A 24,797-nucleotide genomic window follows, 5' to 3' on the forward strand; every position below is an offset into this window, starting at 1 on the left:
ATGCCTGGGCTTGTGATCTAAACGGTTGTGCTGAGACAATCTGCTCAAAAGCTAGGAGCCTTATTTCTGGAAGAGTTTACGCCTGAATCTGTTCCCCGTCTCATCTCAAAATTGCGGCACAATTCTAGAGATACCCATGCCTTATTGGGAAGCCTTTCGATGTCGAATTAACCAAACCACAAAGGCGATGACTAAAATGCCGAGAACAATCTTAGAAACAGGCGCAAGATATTCATCCACCAATTCATACTGGTCGCCCAAAACATACCCAACATACGTTAAAGCGGCAGTCCAAATCGTTGTCCCGATCGTGGAATACACCAAAAACGGCATGAGTCGCATTCCACTTAACCCCGCAGGGAGCGAGATCAACGTGCGAATGCCGGGAACGAGTCGCCCAAATAAAACGGCTTTGGTTCCATGTTTATAAAACCAACGATTGACTTTATCAATGTCTTGACCGGTTACGCCGATCCATTTGCCATAGCGATCTGCCAGTTCTCGAATTCGCTTCTCGCCGATCAAAAGTCCACCATAGTACCAGAGCAGCGTTCCTAAGATTGTCCCCACCACACCAGCCAGCACGGCATACTGAAAGTTCATATCTCCTTTCGAGACAGTGAATCCAGCTAGCGGCATGATCAGCTCGGACGGAATCGGCGGGAATAGATTTTCCATGAACATGAGAAATCCGATTCCGATGTATCCCAGCGACTGCATTGTACTGGTAATCCATACAGCTAAAGCTGAACTCATTTAAGGTGACTCCTCTGTCTCGTAGGTTTCCGTGCGCGGACGATCGCACAGGTTCATGATATGAACTTTTATGAAACTTTTACGAACAAGTTCGAGCCAATCCGCACAGGTTAGATAGAACTTCTCCAGTCCTTTAAATTCAAAAAACCGACGCTAAACTCAGCCAACGCGTAATATTTTCAGGCAGTTCAGTATTCAACCGCATGGGTAACTCTGGCTTCGATAGAGATCGCGCATAATCCGGGGTTAAGAACGGCTGATAGGTTTTGGCAGCAGGAGTCGCTTGTTGCACAAATGCCAAAGTGACCCCTTGCAACAATCGCCGCAATGGTTCAACTTCCTTGCCCCTGCGCTCTTTGACTAACGTTCCTTGCGCCACGGCTCCACTGAAATTGCCGGGATCGCTCACACTGAGATGGGTTGTCCCAATCGCCGTTAATAAATACTTCGGAGTCGGTAATTGCAAAAAGGGTTGAAGCTGCTGCGTAAATGCTGGAGCTAACCGATCATCGGTACTGGTCAAGATCATCGTTGGCGTAGCTACAGATTTTAGACCTTCCTTACCAAAAATTTGCCCGATCGCCGGGTTGAGCGCGATCGCTTGCACAATTCTTGGATCTCGAACACTGATTCGGTTTTGGGGAAGTTCAGCCGCTGCACATTGCAGCCAATCCGCTGGAACCCGCTCTAATAGACCACTTTCTCGACAGAAATCGCGTAATTCATCAATCCGCAACTCAGCCCCAGCCAGCGCCAACGCTTCATACCCCCCCAACGAATGCCCAATCATTGAAACTTTTTGAGTATTGAGTTTCCCTTGTAGTTCGCCCGGTTGTTGATTCAATTCCGCAAAGCGATCGAGCAGAAAACTCACGTCTTTGGGGCGATCAATAAACTCAGTTCCAGGCACTAAGCGATCAGGATTCAAAGCGGGCAGTGCTCCACCACGCGTGACAAACGGATGCTCGATCGCGGCGACTGTAAATCCATGCGATGCCAAATGTCGAGCCAGATATGTTAAAAACTTCCGATTTGCCTCAAACCCTGGCGCAATCACAATCAAAGGCGCTTGAGGGTTGGTCGAACTCCAATACAAATCCACAGGCAATTGGCGATTCCGTTGATCATCGAAGAATGAAAAAAACTGTTCTCGAACCGGCTGATTTCCAGGCGCGGATGGATCAAGTTCAGCGCGAAATCCTGGATTGCCCGCTGGCAAACTATTCGTTAATAGCGATTGAATCCCTTGAGTTTTCCAGTAGGAAAAATTCAACTGAGACGCGATGCCCAGCGCTTGGGTGACATCGATCGTCACCGTATCTTGTGGAATCGCTTTGATCACCCCAATTGCATCGAGTTGATTTGCCTGCCGAGCTGCTAACCAAAACCCCGCTTGCAGCGTTTCTAAACTTAATTCTGGAGCAGCTTGTCGGATCGAATTTAAAACCTGCTGCCCCGATGGAGACTTTAACAAGTCTTCAACAATCCGCGTGCCCAAGTTGGGATCAAGCTCTAATCGACTCGTTAAAGCTTTGCGAAATTCAGGAGTCAGAATTGCAGTATAAAGCTGAAGCGATGTAGAGACTTTTCCACTTTGAGCAAACTGTTCTAAATCCGCAACCTCAATTGATTGCTCAAACGGTCCAAATCGCAAATTTAAACGTTCAGCAGCGAAACTAGGAGCAACAGCTGACAGGGCTAGGGCTGCACCCCACATAAAACTATGACCGAGTGTTTTCAGGGAGACGAATCGCTTCACGGTAAGACTTCCTATACCAGCTTGTGTGCGCTATGTTCGACTTTAACCCCGACTTAAATCCTCTGCCAAAGTTCCTAATTATTTACGCTTCACGAGTCACTACTCTGAAGCCGAGCGCACATCCCGCTCTGTGCGCACCCAAGTTTTCTGCGGACGCACTAAAAACTTCAGATACACCGGAATCTTCCACAATATGTACATTGGAACTGTGATCAGGTCGCGCAGCGATAAATCGTCGCGCCCAAACTTTGCCCAAGCTCCAAAAACTGTCCCTGCAAGACAAGCTCCAGCCGCGATCGCAATCATTCCAGGGAACCAATGCCCACTGATCCAACCCCAAAACAGCGTAATGGCACTGATTGCCAACCAGCTCATGACATACAGCGATAAGGGCGGGACACTCAGCTCTAGAGCAACTCCTAGCGCATCCAAATTTCTTCGCTGAATTGCACTCTTGATTAAGACTGGAACAAAGGTGGTGATCGCTTGCAAATGTCCATGCTCCCATCGGGTGCGTTGACTTTCACCCGCACGGCTATTCTGCGGCAGCACCCCCGTTACTCGTGCCTCTGGACAATAAAGGGGGGCAAATCCAGCGATCGTTAAATCCACACTGACCTTCATATCTTCAACGATATGACCGCTCGCTAAACTCACGGCTTGAATCGCTGCCCAAGGAAACGCCATCCCTGTCCCCGTTAATAAACACGGCAGCCCAAGATGAGTTAATCCGAGCGGTCGCACCAGATTTTTGAGCGTGAAAGCAAATGCGGCAACAGAGTGTTTAGCCGTCGCTTGAGGCGGTTTCTGGAGTAAATAGGTCGCCTGAACCGGTCTGCCCGTTGCCATCACTGTATCGACTAATTGTTCGATCGCGCCTGGCTGCACCTGACAGTCTGCATCCACTACGATCACGACATCAGGTGGATCTGCAGCTAGATGCGTTGTGCCATAGTCCAAAGCATATCCTTTGCCACGCCGGAGTGTGTCATGGCGCTCTAGTACAGTCACACCCATCGATCGAGCAAGTTCGGCAGTTCGATCCGTGCAGTTATCTGCAATAACAATCAGCTGATCTTGAGGTCGCTTTTGTGCTGTTAAGGTTTGCAGCGTCTCTGCAATTTCAATTTCTTCGTTGTGAGCAGGGACTAAGATCGCCACCCGCGCAGATGAAGACGACGGATAAGCTGGCTCGATTCGCCGTGCGAACACAGCAGCCAGAGTTTCTAACAATGTCCAGCAGCTCAGCCCCAAGAAAAGAGCTGCAACTCCCAAAAAACAGGCACTCAGCATAAATACAAAATCAAGAAGATCGGTGTGGTTACGGTCAGATGATTTGCCGCAACCCTTTCACATCTACAGAGAATCTGAGACTATTTTGTCAGTAACGAACGGACTGAACGAGCACCTTCTCCCCGTTCCGAAACCTGCTCACGCGGGCTGGTGTAGTAGAAGTAGCTGTCCGGCTCATAACGCACGTTGACTCCATTCGCAACCAGGCCTAGAATATTTGGCTCAGAGCGATCGAGTAAAGATTTAGCAGCAGAGATGCTGCCAGCATCAGCTACGCCCGGACGAACTGTGATCAAGACGCCATCCGCCATTTTGCCTAGGACAGCCGCATCTGCAGTTCCCGCTAGGGGTGGCGTATCAAACAGGACGTAATCATAATCCTTAGCAATCGTTTCTAACAAGGTCGTCATTGCTTCAGAATCCAAAATTGCCAGGGGATTCGGTGGCATGACACCCGCAGTCAGAATCGAAAGATTGTTCGTAATCGGCTTGACTGCTTGGCGCAGTTCGCTCTGATCGACAACCACGTTACTCAACCCAACCGAGTTGACAATGCCCCACAAGTGATGCTGCGAGGGATTTCGCATATCGGCATCGACGAGCAAGACTTTGCGACCCGACTGTGCCATCGTAGCGGCTAAGTTGGCTGCTACTTCAGACTTACCTTCACGGGGTACCGCACTGCTGATTACGATCGTCTTCACTTTCTTGTCGAGACTCATAAACTTCAGATTGGCTTGCAGCATCTGATAAGCTTCATGAATCATCGATCGCGGTGAAGTCATTGCAATCACCCGTGGCGAAATGTCATCGGCACTCGGCGAAACGATCGTTGGCGTATCACTGGTTTCAAACTTCGGAACTAACCCCAACATTGTGTAGCCGTATTGCGCTTCGGCTTCTTTGACCGTCTTCAGCGACTTGTCCATCATGTCTCTAAAGAATGCTGCCGCAACTCCCAAGAGCAAGCCGATCATTGTGCCTGCGGCTAAGAGAATCAACCGCATCCGTCCGGTTGGCTGTGTCGGAACAAGCGCGTTTTGTAGCACACGGGCGTTGCCAACTTGCTGATTTCTTGCAACTTGAATTTCTTGCAAGCGGCTTGTGAGATTCTCATAAGCCTTCTGTGCTAAGTCTTGCTTACGCTCTAATTCGCTTTGCTGTTTCACTAATGTTGGGGTTGCTGCCATGCGACTGCGGAAGCTTGACTGCAATCCAGCAAGCGTTCCTACACGGCCCTCTAACCCTAATTTTTGCGACTGCAGAGTGGCTAGGCTCTCTGCTAATTTCCGCTTGATATCGCCGACTTGTAGCGCACCAGGAGCAACTTGCACACTTGCTCCGACTGCTTCGCTCACCCGAGATTGCAGTAGTGCATTCAAGTCTTGCTCTTGTTGCTGCAAGGTCTGAATTTGCGGAGTGGTGCTCTTGAAGCGAGCTTGCTCAGTGACCAAACGAGTTTGGACTTGTTGCAATTGGCTCAAGGCTTCTTGAACTCCAGGCGACTGGCTGAGTGAAGCGAGATCGATTGCTTGCCCTGTCTCTAACCCTAACTGATCGCGCACGACTTGCTCTTGACGGGCGACATCTGCTAACTGCGATCGCGCTTGGTTTAGCTGATCTTGTAGGAGCGAGAGCGAATTAATATTTGCAGCGGATTCGCGTTCTAAATCTACAATCTGATTTTGAGTTCTAAATAGGCGTAACTCTTCAGAGGCTTTTTGCAACTCTGCTTCCGCTCGCGGCAGTTGGCTTTCAATAAAGCGACCTGCTTTATTTGCTTCTTCTTGGTTCGTCTTCAGATTATTGTCGATGTAAGCCTTCATGATCTGGTTGACCACGTTTGCTGCCATCTCTGCGTCATTATCGCTGTACTTCAAGTTGAGAATGTCCGTTGTTGGCACTGCCTCAACCTTGAGCTGCTTGCTGAGTTCCTCGGGATCCATCGGACGACCCTTGGAGTTTTTCAACTGCAGAGTATCGATCACACGCTGCAAGATCGGATACGACGTAACGACAACCGCTTGCGTGTCAAGCGGGTTACCCTCGCGCTTGAGCGATTCCAGTGTCCCGACTTTTTCACCGACTCCGGTTAAAGAGGTCGTGCGGTTTGACTGAACTAAGAGTCGCCCGTTTGCTTCAAAGCTAGGACGTTGCATCGAAGTAGCTAGCCCAACCAGCCCAACGGTTGCTGCAAGAACAGTAGCAGCAGTTAACCAACGGCGTTTCAGGATAAGCCAATAGTTTTGAAGATCGAAGTCTTCAGAATATTGCTTGGTCTCCATTTTCATGCTTGTCATAAAGGGGAATTGAGGAATGAGGGACTCATAACCTGGGGAACATAGGAAGCCGAAAACTGATGGCGCTGAGAATGATTTGAGAAGCAAACAGGATTCGGTTGAGATGCAAGCCTGAAAATATTCGGCTTTGAGTTCAGTCAACCGATACGACTTTGAGCGCAGCTTTTTAAGTACAGTTTCGCTAGATGGTATCGCGTTCGGATCACCTTGTCAGCCTTTCTCCCATAACTATGCCATAACTTAGCCTTCAAAAAGGTGAGATTAAGGATTTGATATAGAAAATATGCTGAAATGCATCCGTAGTCTCCCTAGATTGTTTTCATTAATGATCGTGATTTTTTATGCGATGCAGTGGTCGGTTCGGATGCCCAGGGGTTTTGATAATTGCGAAAGCGCTGCTGAAGAATCAGCCAGAAGAACGGCAGGTCGTGAACGAGATACCGTTTCCAAAGTCGCTTCGGTTCACACAGAATCCGGAACAACCATTCCAGTCCTACATCACTCATCCAGCGAGGAGAACGCTGGATTGTGCCAGCTTCAAAATCGATCGTCGCCCCAATCGCGAGAAAGGTTTTGACATTCGGAAGCTGATCTTTATAGTTTGTGAGCCAGAGTTCCTGTTTCGGTGCGCCAACCCCGATCGCTAACACGGTTGCGCCAGAACGATTGATCAGGTCAATGATGGCTTGGCACTCTGCTTCGTTTCGCTCGAAACCGAAAGAAGGAGAATGAGCCGCAACAACCATGTTGCGACCAACCTTGTCGTTAATTCGAGTTCGGGCAACCTCTGCAATGCCAGGAGCAGCCCCAAGAAGGAAAATTTTGACGCTGGGGTCGTTTTGATAGTACGTGTAGAAAGCTGGAAACAGATCAGAGCCAGAGATTTTTTCTTGCACCGGGGTTCCTAAAAAATAGGAGGCATATACTAACACACGACTATCACAGACTTTGAAATCCGCCCCTTGATAGGCACGGTAGAATTCATAGTCATGCTGTAACTTCATGAGATGATCCACATTGGGTGTAAAGACTGTCCCGCCAAGCCGCAGCTTTTCGAGTAGCTCAATCATCGTGAGGTTGTGGATTCCAATGTTAAGAAGGTGAACCTGTCTCATTACTTTGCCCGAAAGATCTCTACTACGGCTTGCCCAATGGAGAGCTAGAGCCTGTGCACCGAAATATCTGTCCCAGTTGGGAGACATATTTCGGTGATCTGCTGATTTGCACCCGTATCAAGTTGAAAAAACAACACACAAGAAGCCCAGCTGATTCAGAAGTTATTTTGAGCAGTTGCCCTATCGAACTCCGAGGCGGCTCTGTATGTAATCTAAGTGGCTTTCTGAAGGTGCGTCTACTCGCTTTACTGAATCTTCACGCGACTATTAAGGGATTATTCGGTTAGGGAACCGTGGAACTACGGAACATGTTTCTAATGAATCTGTGAAGTTGTTAATCATCTGTTACACAAAGACAACACACGAAGCGCTCTAAAAGTTTTGCTGCGCCTGATCGTATTGAGCTAAGCGGTTTAGAGAGAAGCTATCTTCTAATTTGGAGCAACATACTTCAATCAATTGAACGATTAACAACAAATTCATTAGCAGAATTTTTCTATGAATTTGATACAAAATAGGCTCAAGATTTAGCGATCTCACCAATAGAGATTTTGATAATTTCTCATCATATTACTGGATAAAATCTGACATAAATCCATGAAACTATCTGTCTATTTATTAACAGGCCTGCTTTTGAAATATCACAAGACTTAGATTCTAAACACCTGATTTACTAATTTAGACGTATATAGACTTCTAGTCCAACGAAGATGATATGCATTTACGCCATCACTACATGAACTATTTTATCGTTCTAATGATTTGAGACTAGGTTTTTTAGGGCGTTACCAATTTACAAAAGAATGGATTTACGTTGTTCTAAACTAGAAGTCTTTCAGCGTGGGCGCAAGTTGCGCTGTTATAAAACAAACAGAATTATATTGAAATATATCTAAGATCGTCAATTTTCAGCTTAAATAAAACCTGAATCTTATCAACGCTATTTTTTAGGAATGTATCATTTATTCTCAAGGAATAGTCTAGCTTGCAATACCAGAATATCTTGCAAGTAGAATTGGTGCATTATGATAATTTAGCCATGCTTTAGGGCTAATTTTATCAATGTCAGAACTGGGCATTTGAACCATTTTACGAGCGCTCTATTGTAGATTACGTGAATGCACTGAACAATATCTTTTTCGCTCTAAAAGTCCAGATTTTCTTCATTGATGCTTTACGAAGGCTTGCCGCACTCTAGGCTATGGTCTGGCATACCCAACTACATGAGCGACTCAATTCGATTGAGAACTTTCTACCTCCTTGGATATAGGCAGAGTTTTTTCAACGAGAGTATGGAGCCATAGCAATGCTTTTTCGGCTGAATCGCTTGGGGAGTGTTCGATCTAGAATCACACGATCGAGCTTCCTTTCAACAGTTCAGGTTGCAGTAGTGAATTCTAGGCTTGGCAGTATGATGGGCTACTTAGACGTTGCTACTTCCCGTGGAAATTTGTAGATCTGACCGAGATCGATAAGAACCAGCAGACTATATGACTTCAGAGAGAAGACGCGATCGCTTCGCAAAACAAAGCCCCCTAATAGGCGCGGCTGAATCACCTGTTAGGGGGTTATATTGCTATATATTAATATGCTTATGTAGGGCTATTTAGTAATGGGAGCAGCAGGAGCAGCCATTGCTGCTTCTAGGTTCAACACATCATCAGATGTCCCTACGGGAACAGCTTTTGGCTTAAGGATTTTGGCAGGAATCCCAATGGCAGTTTCTCCAGCTCCAATATCTTTGAGAACTACTGCATTGGCTCCAATACAAGCATCATCTCCAATCACAACCTTTCCTAAAATCTTCGCCCCTGCTCCGACATTTACCCGATTTCCCAGCTTCGGGGCTTCGTAGGCGCGATCCAGATAACGATTGCCTAAGGTACAGCCTTGGCGAATAATGCAGTCATCTCCAATTTCACAATTTCCATGAATGACGATCGCACTTTGATGCTCGATCACCACTCTTCGCCCTAGCTTGGCACTGTAAGGTAACTCAATGCCGTAATGGTTGCGAACTTTGCGAAAGAGCATACGGTAGAGCACACTCAGCGGAGCACGCAAGGCAAGAGGCTGAATTTGCATTCTCCAAACCCCGAAGCGGTAAACGGCAACGGCTCGAAATCCGGGTTTTGTCCAGTCACGCCCATGGGCATTCCAGTCTTCGACAATCTGTTGCCACAAGGTTAGGGAGTCGGGTGCATTGCTCATGGATTGGGGCTCTTGTCTACGGGTAGGGTGAGTCATTGAGAAGAAACGATCGAGAGGAAACTATTGAGAAGATTGCACAAGTGGAACAATCAGATCACGGGTTTCAGTCAAACCCCTTTCTACAGCAGGCTTTGCAGTCATATCTTTAAAGAGATTGGCAAGCTTCTGCGCCTCGATCGCCACATCGTGCTGCTCCAGCACTCGTGCTGCTCCAGTTTGCCCCATTTGAGCTAGGACTTCGGCAGGAAGTTCGATCGCAGTTTTAATTGCAGTGGTGAGTTCTGCGATAGAGCCTGCAGGAACTAGCCAACCGCAATCATTCGGGATGACCAATTCAGGAATGCCTGCGATATAGGTACTAATCACAGGTCTGTGTAAGGCGAGTGCTTCCATTAAGGCAACAGGTAGCCCTTCTGCAAAACTCGGAAGAACTAAAGCACGCGAAGCGAGAATGTGTTCGCGCACTGTTTCGCCACTTGCCCAGCCTGTAATTTCGACGTGATCTTGAAGGTTTCCTTCAGCGATCAAAGCTTCAATTTGAGGACGTAAGGGACCATCTCCTACAAGCACTAGCTTAATTGCAATGCCTGCAGCCACGATCGGCTTAATCGCTTCAACTAAAAGCAGTTGCCCTTTCGCTTCACAGAGTCGTCCGACACAGACGATTCTGGGTTCTGAAGGAATAGGAGTGGCGTCTGTGAAGAAAGACCGATCGACTCCACAATGCACAACTTGAATCTTGTCCCATTGCGATTGATCGCACCAGCGATAAAGCTGGCTTCTGCTAAATGAACTCACCGTTGCGACGAAAGAGGAACGCTGAACCTTTTCGACGATCGATAAAGACTGAATCATGTCGAATTCTTCAGGTCCGTGGATTGTGAAGCTGTAGGTTGGACCACCTAGGGCAGTGCACAGCATCGCAACGGTCGTTGAATTCGTGCCGAAATGGGCATGGATATGCTGAATACCGTCTGCTTGAAACCAGTCGTTTAGAACACAAGCTTCAGCCAAATAAATCAAATGGCGTAAGACTCCGCGATCGGAGCGTCGCCCAAATTTTACAGCGAGCTTAAGTGCCTGGAGAACTTGATGAGGACGAGTGACGATTGCGGCTGCCAGACTCTTCAATAATGTAAATCCACCGCTCTCTAAAACTGTGCGGGTGAGCGCCAGTTCTTTTTGATCTTCGTCATCTACGAGTTCTGCATGACAGGAGCGGATGGCATACCGACCGACCGAAATACCGCTAGCTTCGACTCCGTGAATCTCACGCCGAATGAAACTGTGACTGACTTTCGGATACTGATTCACCAGATATGCAATTTTAGTCATATCATTTTTCATAAGACTTCAGAGTGCAACTTACGGATAGGAAATTAGTCTCAGTATAAGAACGGAGCATATTTTCACAATTCTTTGAGCTTACTCTTTTTCATTCTTTGCTGGAAGTCATGGAATTGTGAAGGAGCGATGAAAATATTGAACCACGCCATGGAATAGCACTGAAACGCTGCGAATGTGATCTAGGTCTACCGATAAGATTGATTCATCTGTTCATGGTTAAAAGGTTCTAATCACGATTACTGTAAATACAAATATAATTTTTTTGAAGTTAATTTACTGTCATCCTAATTACATACCGCAACGATTGATGGATGGGGCGATTTATAGATAGAGCAGCAATCTATCAAATCCTAAAAGTTATAGATTGTTACTCGTGACTGTGCAGGGCTTGTAATCATTAACTTGGACAAAGTTGAGCGACTTAAGATCATGTTGGAAAAAATTGGGGTAGTCGCGATCGGCAGAAATGAAGGAGATCGACTGGTGCGATGTCTGAAATCCTTGGTCGCCCAAATGCCAACCGGAACATTGATCGTCTATGTGGATTCAGGATCAACCGATGGCAGCGTTGCATTTGCGGAGTCGCTTGGAGTTCAGGTTGTCAATTTGGATTTATCGATTCCGTTTACGATGGCGCGGGGGCGCAATGCTGGATTCCGGCATCTGGTCGCCCAGGTTCCAGATCTCAAATATGTGCAATTCATTGATGGCGATTGCGAACTCGTTGAAGGATGGATCGAGACTGCGATCGCGGCATTCGCGAGTGACGCAACATTCGCGATCGTGTGTGGACGACGGCGAGAGCGATTTCCAGAGCGATCTGTCTATAACCGTTTAGCTGACATGGAGTGGAATACGCCTGTGGGAGAAGCAGAAGCCTGTGGAGGCGATGCTTTGATACGGGTCGAAGCGATCCAAGCCGTGGGCGGATATAACGAAACCCTGATCGCAGGTGAAGAGCCTGAGATGTGTGTGCGCTTGCGGAAATTGGGCTGGAAGATTCAGCGAATCGATGCCGAAATGACGCGACATGATGCCGCTATGCTGGAATTTCGGCAGTGGTGGAAGCGTTCAGTTCGTGGCGGTTGGGCAATGGCAGCGTGGACAGATTTACATGGGTCGCCACCTGAACGGTATATGGTGCGCGAAAATCGCAAGCACTGGGGCTGGGTCATGGGACTGCCGCTAGTTGCAATCGGGCTAGCGTATTTTACGTCAGGGCTAAGCTTGCTCGCCTTTTTGGGCTATCCGTTGCTGTGCTGGAAAATCTATCGCTATCGTCTGAGTCGGGGAGATTCGGCATCTGATGCGCGATCGTATGCAGGATTTTGTGTGTTAGGAAAATTTCCTGAATCGATTGGACAGTTTAACTATTGGTCAACTAAGCTACGTGGTCAACAAGCTAAGTTAATCGAGTATAAAGAGCCTGCGATTTAAGCAAAGTCTGAACTGCGATCGCGCTTTGGAACAGACTAAAGTCATCGAATTGAACGTTAGATCAAAACAGCGCGGCTCCATTCATGAATGGAGCCGCGCTGTTGCAAGAGAGGCGATCCGTTCTCAAGTTTGAGACTCAGAGAACTGTCGCAACTGTGAAACTTCTGGAACTCGTTCACGTTCATCCTCAAACGCTGGCACTTTCTGCTTCACCGTCAGAATGGTAGCAACAAACAAAACCCAGTAGATATTTGCCAACCGCAACATGTAGCTCTCGGTGACATTATTTAGCGCTAGAAAGGTCAAAAAGCCCAACGCCCAAAGATGCTCTGGATGCTTAGACCCATACGCTTTCATTAGAGCCATCACAAACCCAATCACATAGCAGATTAAAAACAGCGCTAATCCAACCAAACCAACATCTAGAGCGACTTCAATAAACCCATTGTGAGCGTGAGGTGCATTAAAGCTCTGGGACAGATAATAACCAATCGCCTTTGGATACGGGCTTTCAGGCGACCAGAACGCACTGCGACCAAAGCCGAACCAAGGGCGATCCCACAAGCGATCAAGCGCAACTGACCAAATGTAGGTTCGTCCCGTCAACGTTGGATCTCTTCCAAATGCTTTAAGCAACTCAGTCCAATTCGATAAGACTCCAACCACAGTCGAACCTAAGACTAAAACTCCCAAACTTCCAAGCACGATCGATTTTCTCCCTTGCCATCGGAAGTTTCGATAAAATGTCATCATGGCTAACATCGCGACACCCAAAAGCAAAGCCGTTCTGGAGGTCGAGAGCAGAATCAGTGCAGTTGCTCCAGCAATCCCAATCCATTTGAGCCAGCGATCGCGCGGATGTTCAATCGGCAGCGCAAAGAACGACACCATTGCGATCACCATCATGCTGCCAAAGGTGTTTTTGTAGTCGTAAATCCCTTTCCACGCCCCAGGGTGATCGACAAGATGTTTTCCAATCGAGGGTACGCCCAAGGCAAGCGCAGCACTTGCTAGTCCCCCGATCGCAAATGTCATCGCGTAAAGTTTCACCTGCTGAGTCAGTGAAAACCGAGTAGCGATGTACAGCCCAAAGGTAGTCATTTGGAGCACTTCTCGATTGGCGAGGAGCGTCCATTGGGGAAAGTCTGACCAGGCAAAAGAAAAAAGAACGAGTCCGATAAAGAGCCACAATATCCAATCTCGCTTCACTGTGATGATGGCGCGCTTGGCATTGAGCATCACTAGTAAGGTACTCACTAACCAGATGAAGTACCGTATGGCGGTCATCACAATCACTGGAACAGGACCAGATGTGGTTCCATCCTCACTGCCTCCCAAGGCAAGACCGCCTGTAAAGAAGGTTAAGCCGAAGATGACGAAACAGGTTTCAGCAAACAGAAGCAGCTTTTTCACGTCTCAGTCTATGGATTGAATGCAATATCTCGATCGAGACCTGCAATGAGTTTAAAGGGTCTTGCTCCTCAAAATCACATTCGACACCCGAAATCCGGAGAATCTTGACACTGCCTTACCAATTATGAGGAATTCAACAACCGTAAAACTCCGGAGTTTGATCACCGAAAAATCTGATAAAAACCTTTCACAGTAGTAATTTCAATGATCAGCACAAGCTAACTTTACACAAATTAAACATTCTTTGATGCAAACCTAATGATCCCGGGTTTTTACATAGATTTTCTGCAAAGTTGATCGGAGTTTACAGAATCAACTTGTCCCCTAGCGTATATTCTACGTGTTCTTCCGCGCCGATCTTGAGAGCAAACTTGTGCTTTAAAGAACAAAAAGGAACAGTCGGATTGATGGGCATTTCCCGAGATGTTCATCTTCGTCTTTTCTATACGGAATGAATAGTGCTACTCACTTTATCTTTAGGTGCATTGAAGTAATTTTCGCAACATCGTTGTGAAGAAAGCTTTGCTCTATCGGAGTGAGTGTGATTGAAAGGATTCGATTTGGCAACGGAGTAGTTAGTGTGAACGTCAGTGACCTCAGAGCTTTGAAAGATAATCTGGTTATCGAAACTGATCTATGTATTGTGGGAAGTGGTCCAGCAGGACTCTCAATCGCGAAAGAGTTTGTAGGAACGAATGTTAAAGTTGTGATTTTAGAAAGCGGGGGCAAGTCAGAAGAACCTGAAACGCAAGCGCTGTATGAAATTGAAAATATTGGTGCGCCGCGCCAACTCAATCAAGATGTAATCCGCTCTCGAATTTTGGGCGGATCGTCTCATATTTGGACAGGTCGGGTGGCACCGTTTGATGAATTAGATTTTAAGGAACGATCGTGGGTTCCTTACTCAGGTTGGTCAATCTCTCGTCGTAGCCTCGATCCTTATTTAGTCCGAGGCGGCGAGAATCTGGGGATTGGTCCTCACTGTTATGATGAGCGGCTTTGGGAAAGATTTAGAGTCAATCGCCCTGCTTCGCTGAATACATCAAAGGTGCAGCCTGTGTTCTGGCAGTTTAGCAAACATGTGACAAACCGCCATGAACCAATGCGATTTGGACAAGACTTTATGCCGGAGGGCGCGCCTAATATCCAGTTGATTCTGCACGCGAATGTCACGCATCTCAATACGAATCAAGCTGGAACGAAACTGGAATCGGTTGAAGTTTCGACACTAGAAGGGAAAAAAGCCTGCGTGAAAGCTCGAGCGATCGTGCTTGCCTGTGGTGGAGTCGAAAATGCCCGGCTCATGTTGGCATCGAATCGGATTGTGCCGCATGGCGTTGGTAATCAAAACGATCTCGTTGGGCGCTTCTTAATGGATCATCCAGGCTGTGTGTTGGGCAGTTTTGACCCAGACTCGGCACAGGAGGTGCGCAATCGCTTTGGGCATTACTGGCTAGATGATGCGAAAGGACGGCATGTGTATCTGCATGGCATTGCCTTAAGCCACAAATTACAAGAGAAAGAGCAGTTACTCAACTGTGCAGCCTATCTCGAAACAGTGACTTCTGAAGATGATGCTTGGAACACGTTAAAAGACTTGAAGACCCGCTTGAAAGAAGGGAAAATTTCGCTCAAGTCTTACCAAACGGCTTTGAACGTCCTGACTCGTTCCCCTGAGATTGGACATGGGTTGTATCGCCGCTACATGAAGCATCGCCCTACGATTAACAAGGCAGAAAAAGTGGAATTGTTCTGTCATGTTGAGCAGCGTCCTGATCCCGATAGCCGCGTGATGTTATCGGATAAAGTCGATCGCTTAGGCATGCCGATTTCCAAACTGAACTGGAAAATTAGCGAACAAGAACGGCAATCGGTTCGACGCTTAGCGCATTTAATTTGTGATGAATTCGATCGCTTAGGTCTACCAAAGCCAACGCTATCGGCTTGGTTGGATCAAAAAGAAGGATGGGAGTCGAACTTTAGCGATCGCGCTCATCCGACGGGCACAACGCGCATGTCAGATGATCCCACTCAAGGCGTGGTCGATTCTAATTGCCAAGTTCATGGCGTAGAAGGACTGTTCATTGCAGGTAGCTCTGTTTTCCCAACGGCGGGCTATGCGAATCCGACGCTGATGATTGTTGGTATGTCGCTGCGGTTAGCCGATTGGTTGAAGTTTAACTACTTACCAAGAGCACAGAGAGCGATCAAGCTAGAACAGAGCGTAGTGTAGAACGCAATCATTCGCAAATTCTGCTTCTACCCGAGGCAGAATGTCTTGCTAAAAAAAGAGACGTTGCGATCGCAACGTCTCTTTTTTAATGATGAATATGTAATTAAACCTTCATCGCCTTCGCTAATTCTGCTGCAACTTCAGGACGTGAGAATTCAGGCGGTGGCAACTCACCCCGACGCAGCATTTCTCTCACTTTCGTCCCTGACAAGTGAATGCGTTCTTCTGGCAAACTCGGGCTGGTCTTGGTCGTCGCCATCCCTTGTGTCCGAGTGCAGTAAAACGCATGTTCAAATTTCAGAGGCTGAATGCCTAATGTACCTGGCTCGAATTCATCAAAGATATATTGTGCGTCGTATGTGCCGTAGTAGTCGCCGACCCCTGCATGATCTCGTCCCACAATGAAATGGGTACAGCCATAGTTTTTCCGAACGAGCGCGTGAAAAATGGCTTCGCGAGGTCCGGCATAGCGCATGGCTGCGGGATTGATGGCGAGAATGACTCGATCGTTGGGGAAGTAATGCTCCAACATGATTTCGTAGCAGCGCATCCGAATGTCTGCAGAGATGTCATCTTCTTTCGTTGCACCGACCAATGGATGCAAGAACAATCCATCTACTGTTTCCAAGGCGCACTTGATGATGTATTCATGCGCTCGGTGAATTGGATTGCGAGTTTGGAATCCAACTACTGTTTTCCATCCTTTTTCTCGGAATGCAGCCCGTGACACGGCTGGATCAATCTGATAGGACGGAAATAACGGGTGCGGATCACGCTCTAATAACCAAACCTCGCCTGCCAAATTGACATTGCCCTGAGCGTAAACAACCGCAACTCCAGGATGCTTTTCTTCATCGGTGCGGTAAACCTTTACGGCTTCGCGCGCTTTGTCGTATGTGTATTTCTCGCTCAACTGTAATACGCCGATATATCGTCCAGCCGAGTCATCTAAACGGACTAAGCTGCCTTCTTGTAGCGGTGCAGCAACTTCTTCAGTCACCGAGAGTGTGACCGGAATCGCCCAGGGTAACCCATTGGCAAGGTGCATTTCTTCGACCACACGATCGTAATCAGCTTTGCCCATAAATCCGGTCAAAGGGCTAAATCCACCGATCGCGATCAGTTGTAGATCAGAGACTGCTCGTTCGTCTAATTGAACACGAGGCAGGAATTCAGCTTTTGAGAGGAATTCTTCGCGCTGAGCGCCAGTAACAATGCGGTTAATTAATTCTCCGCCGTGCGGTGCGATGCCGTCAGGGTGACTCATGGTATGGAAATTAAAGGGTTTAAATTTCCGCTTTTCACATCGGAAAAGTGGTCTTTATTAAAGTTAGCAGGATGTGTGCCGATTTTGTAATATCGCTGTTCAGAAAAATTGAACTGCAATCTAGTCAGCTTTTCATTCTGCGAAAGAAGATTTTGATCTCATCGAAACCAATTCAGTTGGCTGACTTTTTCGATCGACAAGGGCACGGTATTCAAGCTATCTATTCAAGTGACAAGGCGCTCATATGCATAGCGTGCCTGAAGCTTAATTTTAAGCTCAAGTAGAATCTCTTTTGCGGTAAGTATTTGCTAAGTAACAATTACTGTGAACGTTTTCTGCTGATTTAATAGAACGTCGCATTATCTGTCTTAGTAAGTTTTACATCAAGCCTATAGCCGTTCCACGCTGGAGTTTAAAGTCAAACTGAGATCTTTATCAATAGCTAACAGTTTTGTTAGAGCAGCAAATAGAGTCTCCTTGCTTCGTTGACAGTTCTCTCGCCACTACACAGCAAAACTATTACCGTTCGATCTAACTGGGTGAACTGGGATCGTAGGCAGACGAGAACTAGCTTTCTTGAAGAGGAAATACTTAAATTTTCCGTCTAAACTATGCTGTCGAGGGATATTATGCGGAATATCAGTTGATTTAATGTTCCAAAAGCCGGAGTTAGGCAGGGACAGTCGATCCAATTCTCTAATTTGGGATGTTATGCTGACTTTGAGCAGCCTAAATCGCTCTAGAGGGTGTTATGCCGATGGCTTTCCGTCTAATGTCCAAGCTTGGAGAATTAGGCAGAAAGATTCAGTTTAAATAAATAGTTAGGCTTTCAACTAAGGAGGAGCCCTTAATGAGTAATGCCCTTTTCAATAGTCCAAAGCGTAGGATTGCGAGGGCAAGAAAGAACATTGCCGAGTTAATTCAGCATATCCAAGCATACTTCGATCAAGCGCCTTTCGGTAGAGTCACTGAGCCTGATGAAACGGGCGCATATCAGGTTCATAAGATCAAGGTCTTGCAGCCCATTCATGACGAGCTAATTGACGAGGCAGTTAGTGCAGCAGAAGCGCTTCGAGCAGCACTAGATCAAGCTGTCTATGCCACAGTTGCAGCGAAGGGAGTCGAAAGCCGCAGCGTGTACTTTCCGATTGCAAAATCGGAGAAAGACCTAGACGGTGTAATAAAGCGAGGAAAGGATATCCCGCCTGACATCGCTGATCTTTGCAAGAGCTATCGCCCGTATAAAGGAGGGCATGAACTTTTGTGGGGTCTGAGCGAGCTACGCAATGGAACCACGCATAGGCTGCTTACTCCAATTGGCATGACTATAGGCCAAGCCCATATAAAGCACATGCGTTGCCCTGGCCTCATAAAAGAGATGACTTTCCCGCCAAGCTGGAACACAGAGAAGAGTGAGCTAGTAGTCGCCATTATCGGGCATGATACGCATATTGAATTTGATATGGAACTAAGCTTCTATATAGCCTTGAGTGGTGTTGAGACGCTTGAAGGGTGCCCAGCTCCCGAAACCCTTTCTGCAATGGCCGATGAAGTGGAGAAAATTGTTTTGGCGATTGAGGAAAAATGCAAGAGTACAACCTGAGTCACGAACGCAAGCAGTTAAATGCAAGACTACCTTGTTAGCATCAATAATCACTGGGAGGGTAGCGTGTTCTTACCGCTCTCTACTTCGCGCCTCAGCCTAATCGTTCGTTGCAGCTGATACTTACACATCCTGTCATTCCGGCTAGACTTTATTGGCGCGACTGAACTATGTAATTAGCCTGCTGGAATTGTTAGTTACAACTAGGCTTAGTTTGAAGTGTGAGCAATAGAATTTAGAGAGTCGTTAGTTGAGAATCAACATGCATCCAGAGGATACCGCCACTCGATACGATCGCATTGCCTCTTGGTGGCAGATTCAGCATCAAAGCTCGTCTTATGGGATTGCACAGTTGGAGCGGGCTATCAGATTTATTTCTAACAAACAATTGGCGATCGATATAGGATGTGGCAGCAGCGGGCGTTTTATCCAAGTCCTAAAGGAACATAGATTTCAGGTAGAAGGACTTGATATCTCTGAGGAAATGATTGATTTAGCTAAACAACTGCATCCAGACATCACCTTCTATCGAGCAGACATCTGCTGTTGGAATCCGCCCAAACTCTACAGCTTGATTGTTGCTTGGGATAGCACATTTCATCTGCCATTAGAGATGCAGAAACCTGTTACACAAAAGTTATGTGATGCTCTTGAACCGGATGGCGTGCTGATGTTCACCTGTGGAGGCGGATATAGACAAAGTGAAGTTTCTGGAACGTTTCAAGGTCAGAACTTTGAATACAGCACGCTGGGCGTAAATGCTTTCCTCAAGATTCTGGCTGAGCGTCAGTGTACTTGTCTTCACCTTGAATACGATCAATATCCTGAGAATCATGTTTATATCATTGCTCAAAAGACTGGATCGACTTTGAGCTAAATCGCGATCGCCTCAGTTGAAACCCTTGCTGGGAATGTATTTTAAGTCTTTTATTCCGGGCTAAGCAGTCAAACTGCTATTTTCCCCTTGCTCAAGGAACTGCTGCTAACAGTGGGTGATGCCGAATCAAGTTGGTATGAGGCGAACTGTTAGCCTTCCCTAAAACGGTTCTTCTTTAGATCGTAAAGAGCTGAGTAAAACAAATCGAGAGTTAGAAGACGTTGGAGAAGCAAATAAGATCTCTCTAAGTTTGACTTTCATACGGCACTCCAAACCTGAATAATGTGGGTTTCGTTACTAAAAGTGCTACTTCACCAAATCACTGAGATGCTCGCTCCACTACTCTAGGTTATCGATCATACAGTCTAGACTCTGCTATCAGATTTAGAGTACACTCATCTCCAAGACATTGAACCGACTATGCATAGACTTCAGAAGATAACAGCAACCATACTCTGCACCTATGTTAGCTTGGTAGTGCTGACGATTGTCGTCATGCTTTTATTTCAACAGGCTGGCTTGTTTTTCCTGAGTTCGTTCTTACTTGGCATAACTTTGCCAGGAGCAGTTCTGTTGCTTTTGTTGCAATGGTTTCCAGGATTAAATAGTCTAGGTGGTACTATTGCTTTATTGTCAATCGGAGCGCTAATCAATCTCTCAATCATTTTTCTTTTGATTCGGCTGAGAATAAGAGAAGGTCAACTGATTCCTTTAAGGAAAAGAGTTTCCATTATTACTACACAATTGTTGAGCCCCATTGTTTGTTGGGTTCTTGCATTAGTCATCGCAATACCGATTTCAGCCTACATAGACAGAGATTGGGATGGACTCATTTTTTCTCCAGGTATGAATGCCCTCTTCTATGGGGGAGCACTTGGCGCATGTATAGGTCTATGGTTTGGCATCCTAATGTCTATTCAGGTGATGCGTGGTTAACAGCCCCTACACATTGCTGGAAAAAGCATTTTAACGGGTAAAGCCTTGTAAGGTTTCTGTATCTCGAAGCACTCGAAGGAGCGTAAGAATTTCTAGCTTTCAATGATCAAGGAACAGCATATCGATAACATACGATCGCTGACATCAATCCACGGCTCTTGTACTAGGATCACGCCATTTGCCAAGTCATTTCTTGACCTGCCCATAAAGGCACAAGCTCAGATTCCGGAAATGGAACTTCATCGGGAACACGCCAAGTCGTTTTGGTCAAAATAATATGTTCGGTATTGCGTGGAAGTTGATAAAAATCTGCTCCATAGAAGCTGGCGAAAGCTTCAAGTTTATCCAGCGCATCAACGCTCTCAAATGCTTCTGCATACAACTCCATCGCGTGCAGAGCCGAATAGCAACCCGCACAGCCACAGGAACTTTCTTTGCTATTGCGAGGATGAGGAGCGCTATCGGTGCCTAGAAAGAATTTAGGATTACCAGAGGTTGCTGCTTGCAAAAGTGCCGATCGATGTTCCTCTCGTTTCAAAATGGGCAGGCAATAAAAATGGGGGCGAATCCCACCTTGAAATAGGCTATTGCGATTAAACAACAAATGCTGTGGCGTGATAGTTGCAGCAATGTTGCTTGCCGATAGAACATACTGCACTGCATCTGAGGTCGTAATGTGTTCAAGAACGACGCGCAGCTTGGGAAATTGTTGCTTGAGCGGGATTAAATGTCGATCGATAAACACCTTCTCGCGATCAAACATATCAACCGTGTGATCAGTCACTTCTCCATGCAACAGTAAAGGCAGATCGACCTGCTGCATCGCTTCAAAAACGCGATCGCACTTGCGAATATCCGTTACCCCAAGGTCTGAATTGGTCGTTGCTCCGGCTGGATAGTACTTGACTGCTTTGACAAACTGAGAGGCTTTTGCCGCGATAATTTCTTCGGGGCTGGTATTGTCAGTGAGGTAGAGCGTCATCAGTGGCTCGAACTGTTGCCCCTCTGGAACGGCTGCAAGAATGCGATCGCGATAGGCTGCGGCATCAGCGACCGAGCGAACTGGAGGCTTCAAATTTGGCATGACGATCGCGCGGGCAAACTGACGCACCGTATGCGGCAGAACTGCTTTCAATGCCGCGCCGTCGCGTAGATGGAGATGCCAGTCGTCAGGTCGGGTAATCGTGAGCTTTTGCATTTCTCAATTATAAGACTGTGAGTGCCTCAGAAAGACATACGCTAATCGGCACAGGGAAAAGAAGATGATTTCTTGTGTTTGACCAGACGAGACTTTATTTGATGTAGAAGAATCGAGATTAAATGCTTCAGTAATATTTCGGATACATTATCGAACAATGTATCGATCTTACGCATTCTTCATCAGAACTTTACCGATTGCGCTCGAATTTCGTCTGATCACCATCGACACTCAGCGTTTGTAGCTTGTATGGTAGTAGACGGACTTCTTTCGCATACTTAGCAGGTTGCTCAATTGTTTGCAATACAAGTGTTTTTCACCCCTTTGAGTGTTTTTTATAAAACCTAAGTATGCTGTTTAATTCTTTACGTTAATCGTTTTTTATGTCCAGGTATTTTGGGAGAAACCGATGTTTCTTGAGTAAATACTGAGTGGACGACGTGTACGTAAACAAACTTAGCTCCCAGGAGAGAGTTGATGACGTTACGAGGAACTGAATCCCAGGCAAAAACTCGCCTTTTGCTGACATTGTGGGAGATGAGCAGTATTGAGACCGAAATCAAGAAGAGTGATTTAACGAGGCGGTTGCAGCGCAAAGGTGAAAAAGCCGCAGATTACCAGCCAATTTTTTCGACATTAGATAAAAATGGCGCGATCGCGTTAAAAAACAAAATGGTTCAACTCAATCCGAAAGGGCAACAACTCTTAGAGAGGGTCTAAGAGCAGAGTCGTTTGAATTTGATGCCAGTATTGGGGCGAAGACAGCAAATGCTTTGTTTAAATGGATTCGGATAAATTGTGCAGCCAGTGTGATAAATGTTAACGGGAAGAAAAGCGCGATCACATCTTATGAGGACTTTAAGCCTGTTGCGCTGGAAGTATACGATCGCCTGAATCGTGATTTCAACCTCGATAACTTAGTGGCAATTTACCGGATTCGTCGGGAAATTGGGGAGCGAGTTGAGCGATCACATTTCAATGAATGGTTGCTAGAAATGCAGGCAAATGATGTCTTACAGCTACTTGACAAATCCCATGACAGGTCTTCGTTCAACTCGCCCCGGAATTCCATTCCAGGGCGAGCCAGCAGCGAAGCGAGAGAACTCGCCAAACTGATGTTTAATTCTGCCCATCTACTTCTCTGCTGTGAATTTAGATTACTTCGCCAACTGCTGAATCACCACTGGCAACACAGGTGCAATCTTCTTCAGAAAACTAGTGCGTTGAGACTGTGGAGCTTGTGATACTAATCCTTGAGGCGGTGCTCCAGGCGGCAGTGCTCCAGGTGGGAGTCCTTGAGGTGCTCCAAGTGGGAGTCCTTGAGGTGGTGCTCCGGGCGGCAATCCTTGTGGTGCTCCCGGTGGTATCATCGGCGCACCTCCAGGTGGCAGTATTGGAAGATTAGAGCGCATCACTTGAGAGCTTTGAGAAGATAGAATTTGACCTGGAAGTTGAAGGACTTGACCGGGAAGCTGCATCAATTGAGCAGGTAATGCACCTAACCCTTGATTCGGAGCACCTTGAGTCGGTGTTGAAGTACACAGTGCTAGACAAACTTGTCCGCCTTCGATCAGGCTAATATCCGGGAGAAGAGACTGGGCAGAAGCTTTTGACGGACTACTATAAGTTGCACTGAGTAAAATCGCTAGCATTCCACTTACTTGAACGAAAGCATGAAGGGGCTTAGACATGAGTTGACCTCTTTTACAAAATGATAAATCTGTTACTTCTATGAATCACTACGACTTGAAAAACGAGCTTATGCAACGATTCGAGATAACTTACGTTGAAATTCGATCGCATGTTGAGCATTCGGAATTTTAGCGGCCAATGCTGTGAGCAATCCCTCTGACGAAGTGACACCACTGAGAACTTCTTGAACTAAAAATCGAGCAACTGGCCCGATGTAATTGACTAACTCTCGCTCGCATTGATCAATCAATACCGCACTAATTGTTGCCTGCTGTGGTGCGATCGCGGATTGACTCACCACTGTAACCACAGGAACCTGGCTCACTAAGGTAGTATCTGAGTTCTCTAATGCTGCTAACACATCTTGAGCGGAAGCATACCGTTCACTCGGCTTGTCATTCAGCATAGTATTAAGCACTTTGGCAAAGCGATCGCTGACTTGCACATGCTTTTGCCACTGCCAGGAAAGTGTCCGAGAATCGACTAAATTCTTTGGTTCTTTTCCGGTTAAAAGTACGATCGCGGTTACTGCCAAAGCATATAAATCGCTACTAGGAAAACACTGCCCCATCCAAAGCTGCTCATGAGGTGCATACCCTACTTTTCCAACGATCGAATGCTTTCTCGAATAAGCAGGAACTTCATTAGAAAGCTGCTCGATCGTCCATTTTCCGACCCCGAAATCAATCAGCATCGGAACATTGAGATCTTGATGCAGCATGATATTGTCCGGCGAAATATCACGGTGAATGATATTACGATCGTGAATATAAGCTAGCACTGGCAGTAAATCTTTCAGCCAGTGCAGAACTTCTCCTTCAGCAAATCCTTCTCCCTGCCGTTCTCGCAGCAATGCAGAATAGGTGCGTCCTTTCACATACTCTTGCACCAGAAACAGACGATCCATTTCTTCAAAACAAGCCAGAAACTTTGGAATCTGAGGATGATCAATGTCATGCAAAATTTTAGCTTCTCGCTCAAATAGATCACGAGATTTTTCAAGCTCATATTCTTCTGTACTGTGCGGATGAAACTCTTTGACGACGCAAAGCTCATTAAACCGATGTCGATCGACAGCGAGATAAGTTCTACCGAAGCCTCCCTGACCGAGGACTCGCTGAATCTGATAGCGATTGCTGAGTAAAGATTGAGCAGAGACTTCTGATTCAGAAGAGGCAAACAGCGATCCGGTAATGTGTTCGAGTGAGCCATCGACATAGAGTTTGAGTGGAACCATCTCAGTTCTGCCGTTGGACTGCACTTTGGCGTAGACAATTCTGACAAAGGCATCTCCTGCTTGATGCTCAACCATAAAAACCTCCTGTGTGGATAATCTTGTAATCCAACGACTGGATAAATT

Annotated in this window: 18 protein-coding genes; 6 read left to right on the plus strand and 12 right to left on the minus strand. The window is 46.6% G+C overall.

Annotated elements, in window-relative coordinates; translation table 11 throughout:
* Window positions 1-141: 141 nt before the first annotated feature.
* The 7 genes from J0L70_RS16655 to J0L70_RS16685 all read right to left on the minus strand — a co-directional run bounded on the left by J0L70_RS16655 (window position 142) and on the right by J0L70_RS16685 (window position 10,769).
* Window positions 142-756, minus strand: a complete 615-nt coding sequence (locus J0L70_RS16655) for a DedA family protein (protein ID WP_190651956.1) — start codon at window positions 754-756, stop codon at window positions 142-144.
* 139 nt (window positions 757-895) lie between these two features.
* Window positions 896-2,515 carry an alpha/beta hydrolase gene (locus tag J0L70_RS16660; RefSeq protein ID WP_026148699.1) on the minus strand — a complete coding sequence of 540 codons (1,620 nt, stop codon included), beginning with the start codon at window positions 2,513-2,515 and terminating at the stop codon, window positions 896-898.
* A 99-nt stretch (window positions 2,516-2,614) separates the two neighbouring features.
* Window positions 2,615-3,808 carry a glycosyltransferase family 2 protein gene (locus J0L70_RS16665; protein WP_287455309.1) on the minus strand — a complete coding sequence of 398 codons (1,194 nt, stop codon included), beginning with the start codon at window positions 3,806-3,808 and terminating at the stop codon, window positions 2,615-2,617.
* An 80-nt stretch (window positions 3,809-3,888) separates the two neighbouring features.
* Window positions 3,889-6,093 (minus strand): GumC family protein, encoded by a 2,205-nt coding sequence (locus J0L70_RS16670; protein ID WP_017288690.1) that lies wholly within the window; start codon window positions 6,091-6,093, stop codon window positions 3,889-3,891.
* Between the two features lie 323 nt (window positions 6,094-6,416).
* Complete coding sequence (locus tag J0L70_RS16675) at window positions 6,417-7,310, minus strand: WecB/TagA/CpsF family glycosyltransferase (protein WP_488656570.1); 894 nt, start codon at window positions 7,308-7,310, stop codon at window positions 6,417-6,419.
* A 1,515-nt stretch (window positions 7,311-8,825) separates the two neighbouring features.
* Window positions 8,826-9,434, minus strand: a complete 609-nt coding sequence (locus J0L70_RS16680; protein ID WP_017288687.1) for a serine O-acetyltransferase — start codon at window positions 9,432-9,434, stop codon at window positions 8,826-8,828.
* 60 nt (window positions 9,435-9,494) lie between these two features.
* A complete protein-coding gene (locus tag J0L70_RS16685) occupies window positions 9,495-10,769 on the minus strand; it encodes a glycosyltransferase family 4 protein (protein WP_287455310.1) in 1,275 nt (424 codons plus the stop codon).
* 441 nt (window positions 10,770-11,210) lie between these two features.
* On the opposite strand from J0L70_RS16685, the gene J0L70_RS16690 reads away from it, so the two are divergent.
* The gene (locus J0L70_RS16690) at window positions 11,211-12,218 is read left to right on the plus strand and encodes a glycosyltransferase (RefSeq protein WP_287455311.1); all 1,008 of its coding nucleotides are present in this window, start codon (window positions 11,211-11,213) and stop codon (window positions 12,216-12,218) included.
* A gap of 123 nt (window positions 12,219-12,341) precedes the next feature.
* Here J0L70_RS16690 and J0L70_RS16695 read toward each other — a convergent pair whose 3' ends face one another.
* Complete coding sequence (locus J0L70_RS16695) at window positions 12,342-13,631, minus strand: O-antigen ligase family protein (protein ID WP_287455312.1); 1,290 nt, start codon at window positions 13,629-13,631, stop codon at window positions 12,342-12,344.
* Window positions 13,632-14,211: 580 nt separating this feature from the next.
* Between J0L70_RS16695 and J0L70_RS16700 the strand changes: the two genes are divergently transcribed.
* Complete coding sequence (locus tag J0L70_RS16700) at window positions 14,212-15,864, plus strand: GMC oxidoreductase (protein WP_268242363.1); 1,653 nt, start codon at window positions 14,212-14,214, stop codon at window positions 15,862-15,864.
* 103 nt (window positions 15,865-15,967) lie between these two features.
* On the opposite strand, the gene sat is transcribed toward J0L70_RS16700, so the two are convergent.
* Complete coding sequence (gene sat, locus J0L70_RS16705) at window positions 15,968-17,131, minus strand: sulfate adenylyltransferase (RefSeq protein ID WP_287455313.1); 1,164 nt, start codon at window positions 17,129-17,131, stop codon at window positions 15,968-15,970.
* Window positions 17,132-17,981: 850 nt separating this feature from the next.
* Between sat and J0L70_RS16710 the strand changes: the two genes are divergently transcribed.
* The 3 genes from J0L70_RS16710 to J0L70_RS16720 all read left to right on the plus strand — a co-directional run bounded on the left by J0L70_RS16710 (window position 17,982) and on the right by J0L70_RS16720 (window position 20,547).
* Window positions 17,982-18,734, plus strand: a complete 753-nt coding sequence (locus J0L70_RS16710; protein ID WP_287455314.1) for a hypothetical protein — start codon at window positions 17,982-17,984, stop codon at window positions 18,732-18,734.
* Between the two features lie 262 nt (window positions 18,735-18,996).
* Window positions 18,997-19,611, plus strand: a complete 615-nt coding sequence (locus J0L70_RS16715; protein WP_287455315.1) for a class I SAM-dependent methyltransferase — start codon at window positions 18,997-18,999, stop codon at window positions 19,609-19,611.
* A gap of 420 nt (window positions 19,612-20,031) precedes the next feature.
* Complete coding sequence (locus J0L70_RS16720; RefSeq protein WP_287455316.1) at window positions 20,032-20,547, plus strand: hypothetical protein; 516 nt, start codon at window positions 20,032-20,034, stop codon at window positions 20,545-20,547.
* A 169-nt stretch (window positions 20,548-20,716) separates the two neighbouring features.
* On the opposite strand, the gene pyrC is transcribed toward J0L70_RS16720, so the two are convergent.
* Window positions 20,717-21,745, minus strand: coding sequence for a dihydroorotase (pyrC, locus tag J0L70_RS16725; RefSeq protein ID WP_017288678.1), 1,029 nt, complete (start codon window positions 21,743-21,745; stop codon window positions 20,717-20,719).
* Window positions 21,746-22,222: 477 nt separating this feature from the next.
* Between pyrC and J0L70_RS16730 the strand changes: the two genes are divergently transcribed.
* Window positions 22,223-22,465, plus strand: a complete 243-nt coding sequence (locus J0L70_RS16730) for a hypothetical protein (protein WP_017288677.1) — start codon at window positions 22,223-22,225, stop codon at window positions 22,463-22,465.
* A gap of 437 nt (window positions 22,466-22,902) precedes the next feature.
* On the opposite strand, the gene J0L70_RS16735 is transcribed toward J0L70_RS16730, so the two are convergent.
* A complete protein-coding gene (locus tag J0L70_RS16735) occupies window positions 22,903-23,436 on the minus strand; it encodes a hypothetical protein (protein WP_268243117.1) in 534 nt (177 codons plus the stop codon).
* 68 nt (window positions 23,437-23,504) lie between these two features.
* Window positions 23,505-24,749, minus strand: coding sequence for a serine/threonine-protein kinase (locus J0L70_RS16740; RefSeq protein WP_017288674.1), 1,245 nt, complete (start codon window positions 24,747-24,749; stop codon window positions 23,505-23,507).
* Between the last annotated feature and the right edge of the window lie 48 nt (window positions 24,750-24,797).

It is taken from the genome of Leptolyngbya sp. UWPOB_LEPTO1, assembly GCF_017302695.1.
GTDB lineage: Bacteria > Cyanobacteriota > Cyanobacteriia > Leptolyngbyales > Leptolyngbyaceae > Leptolyngbya > Leptolyngbya boryana.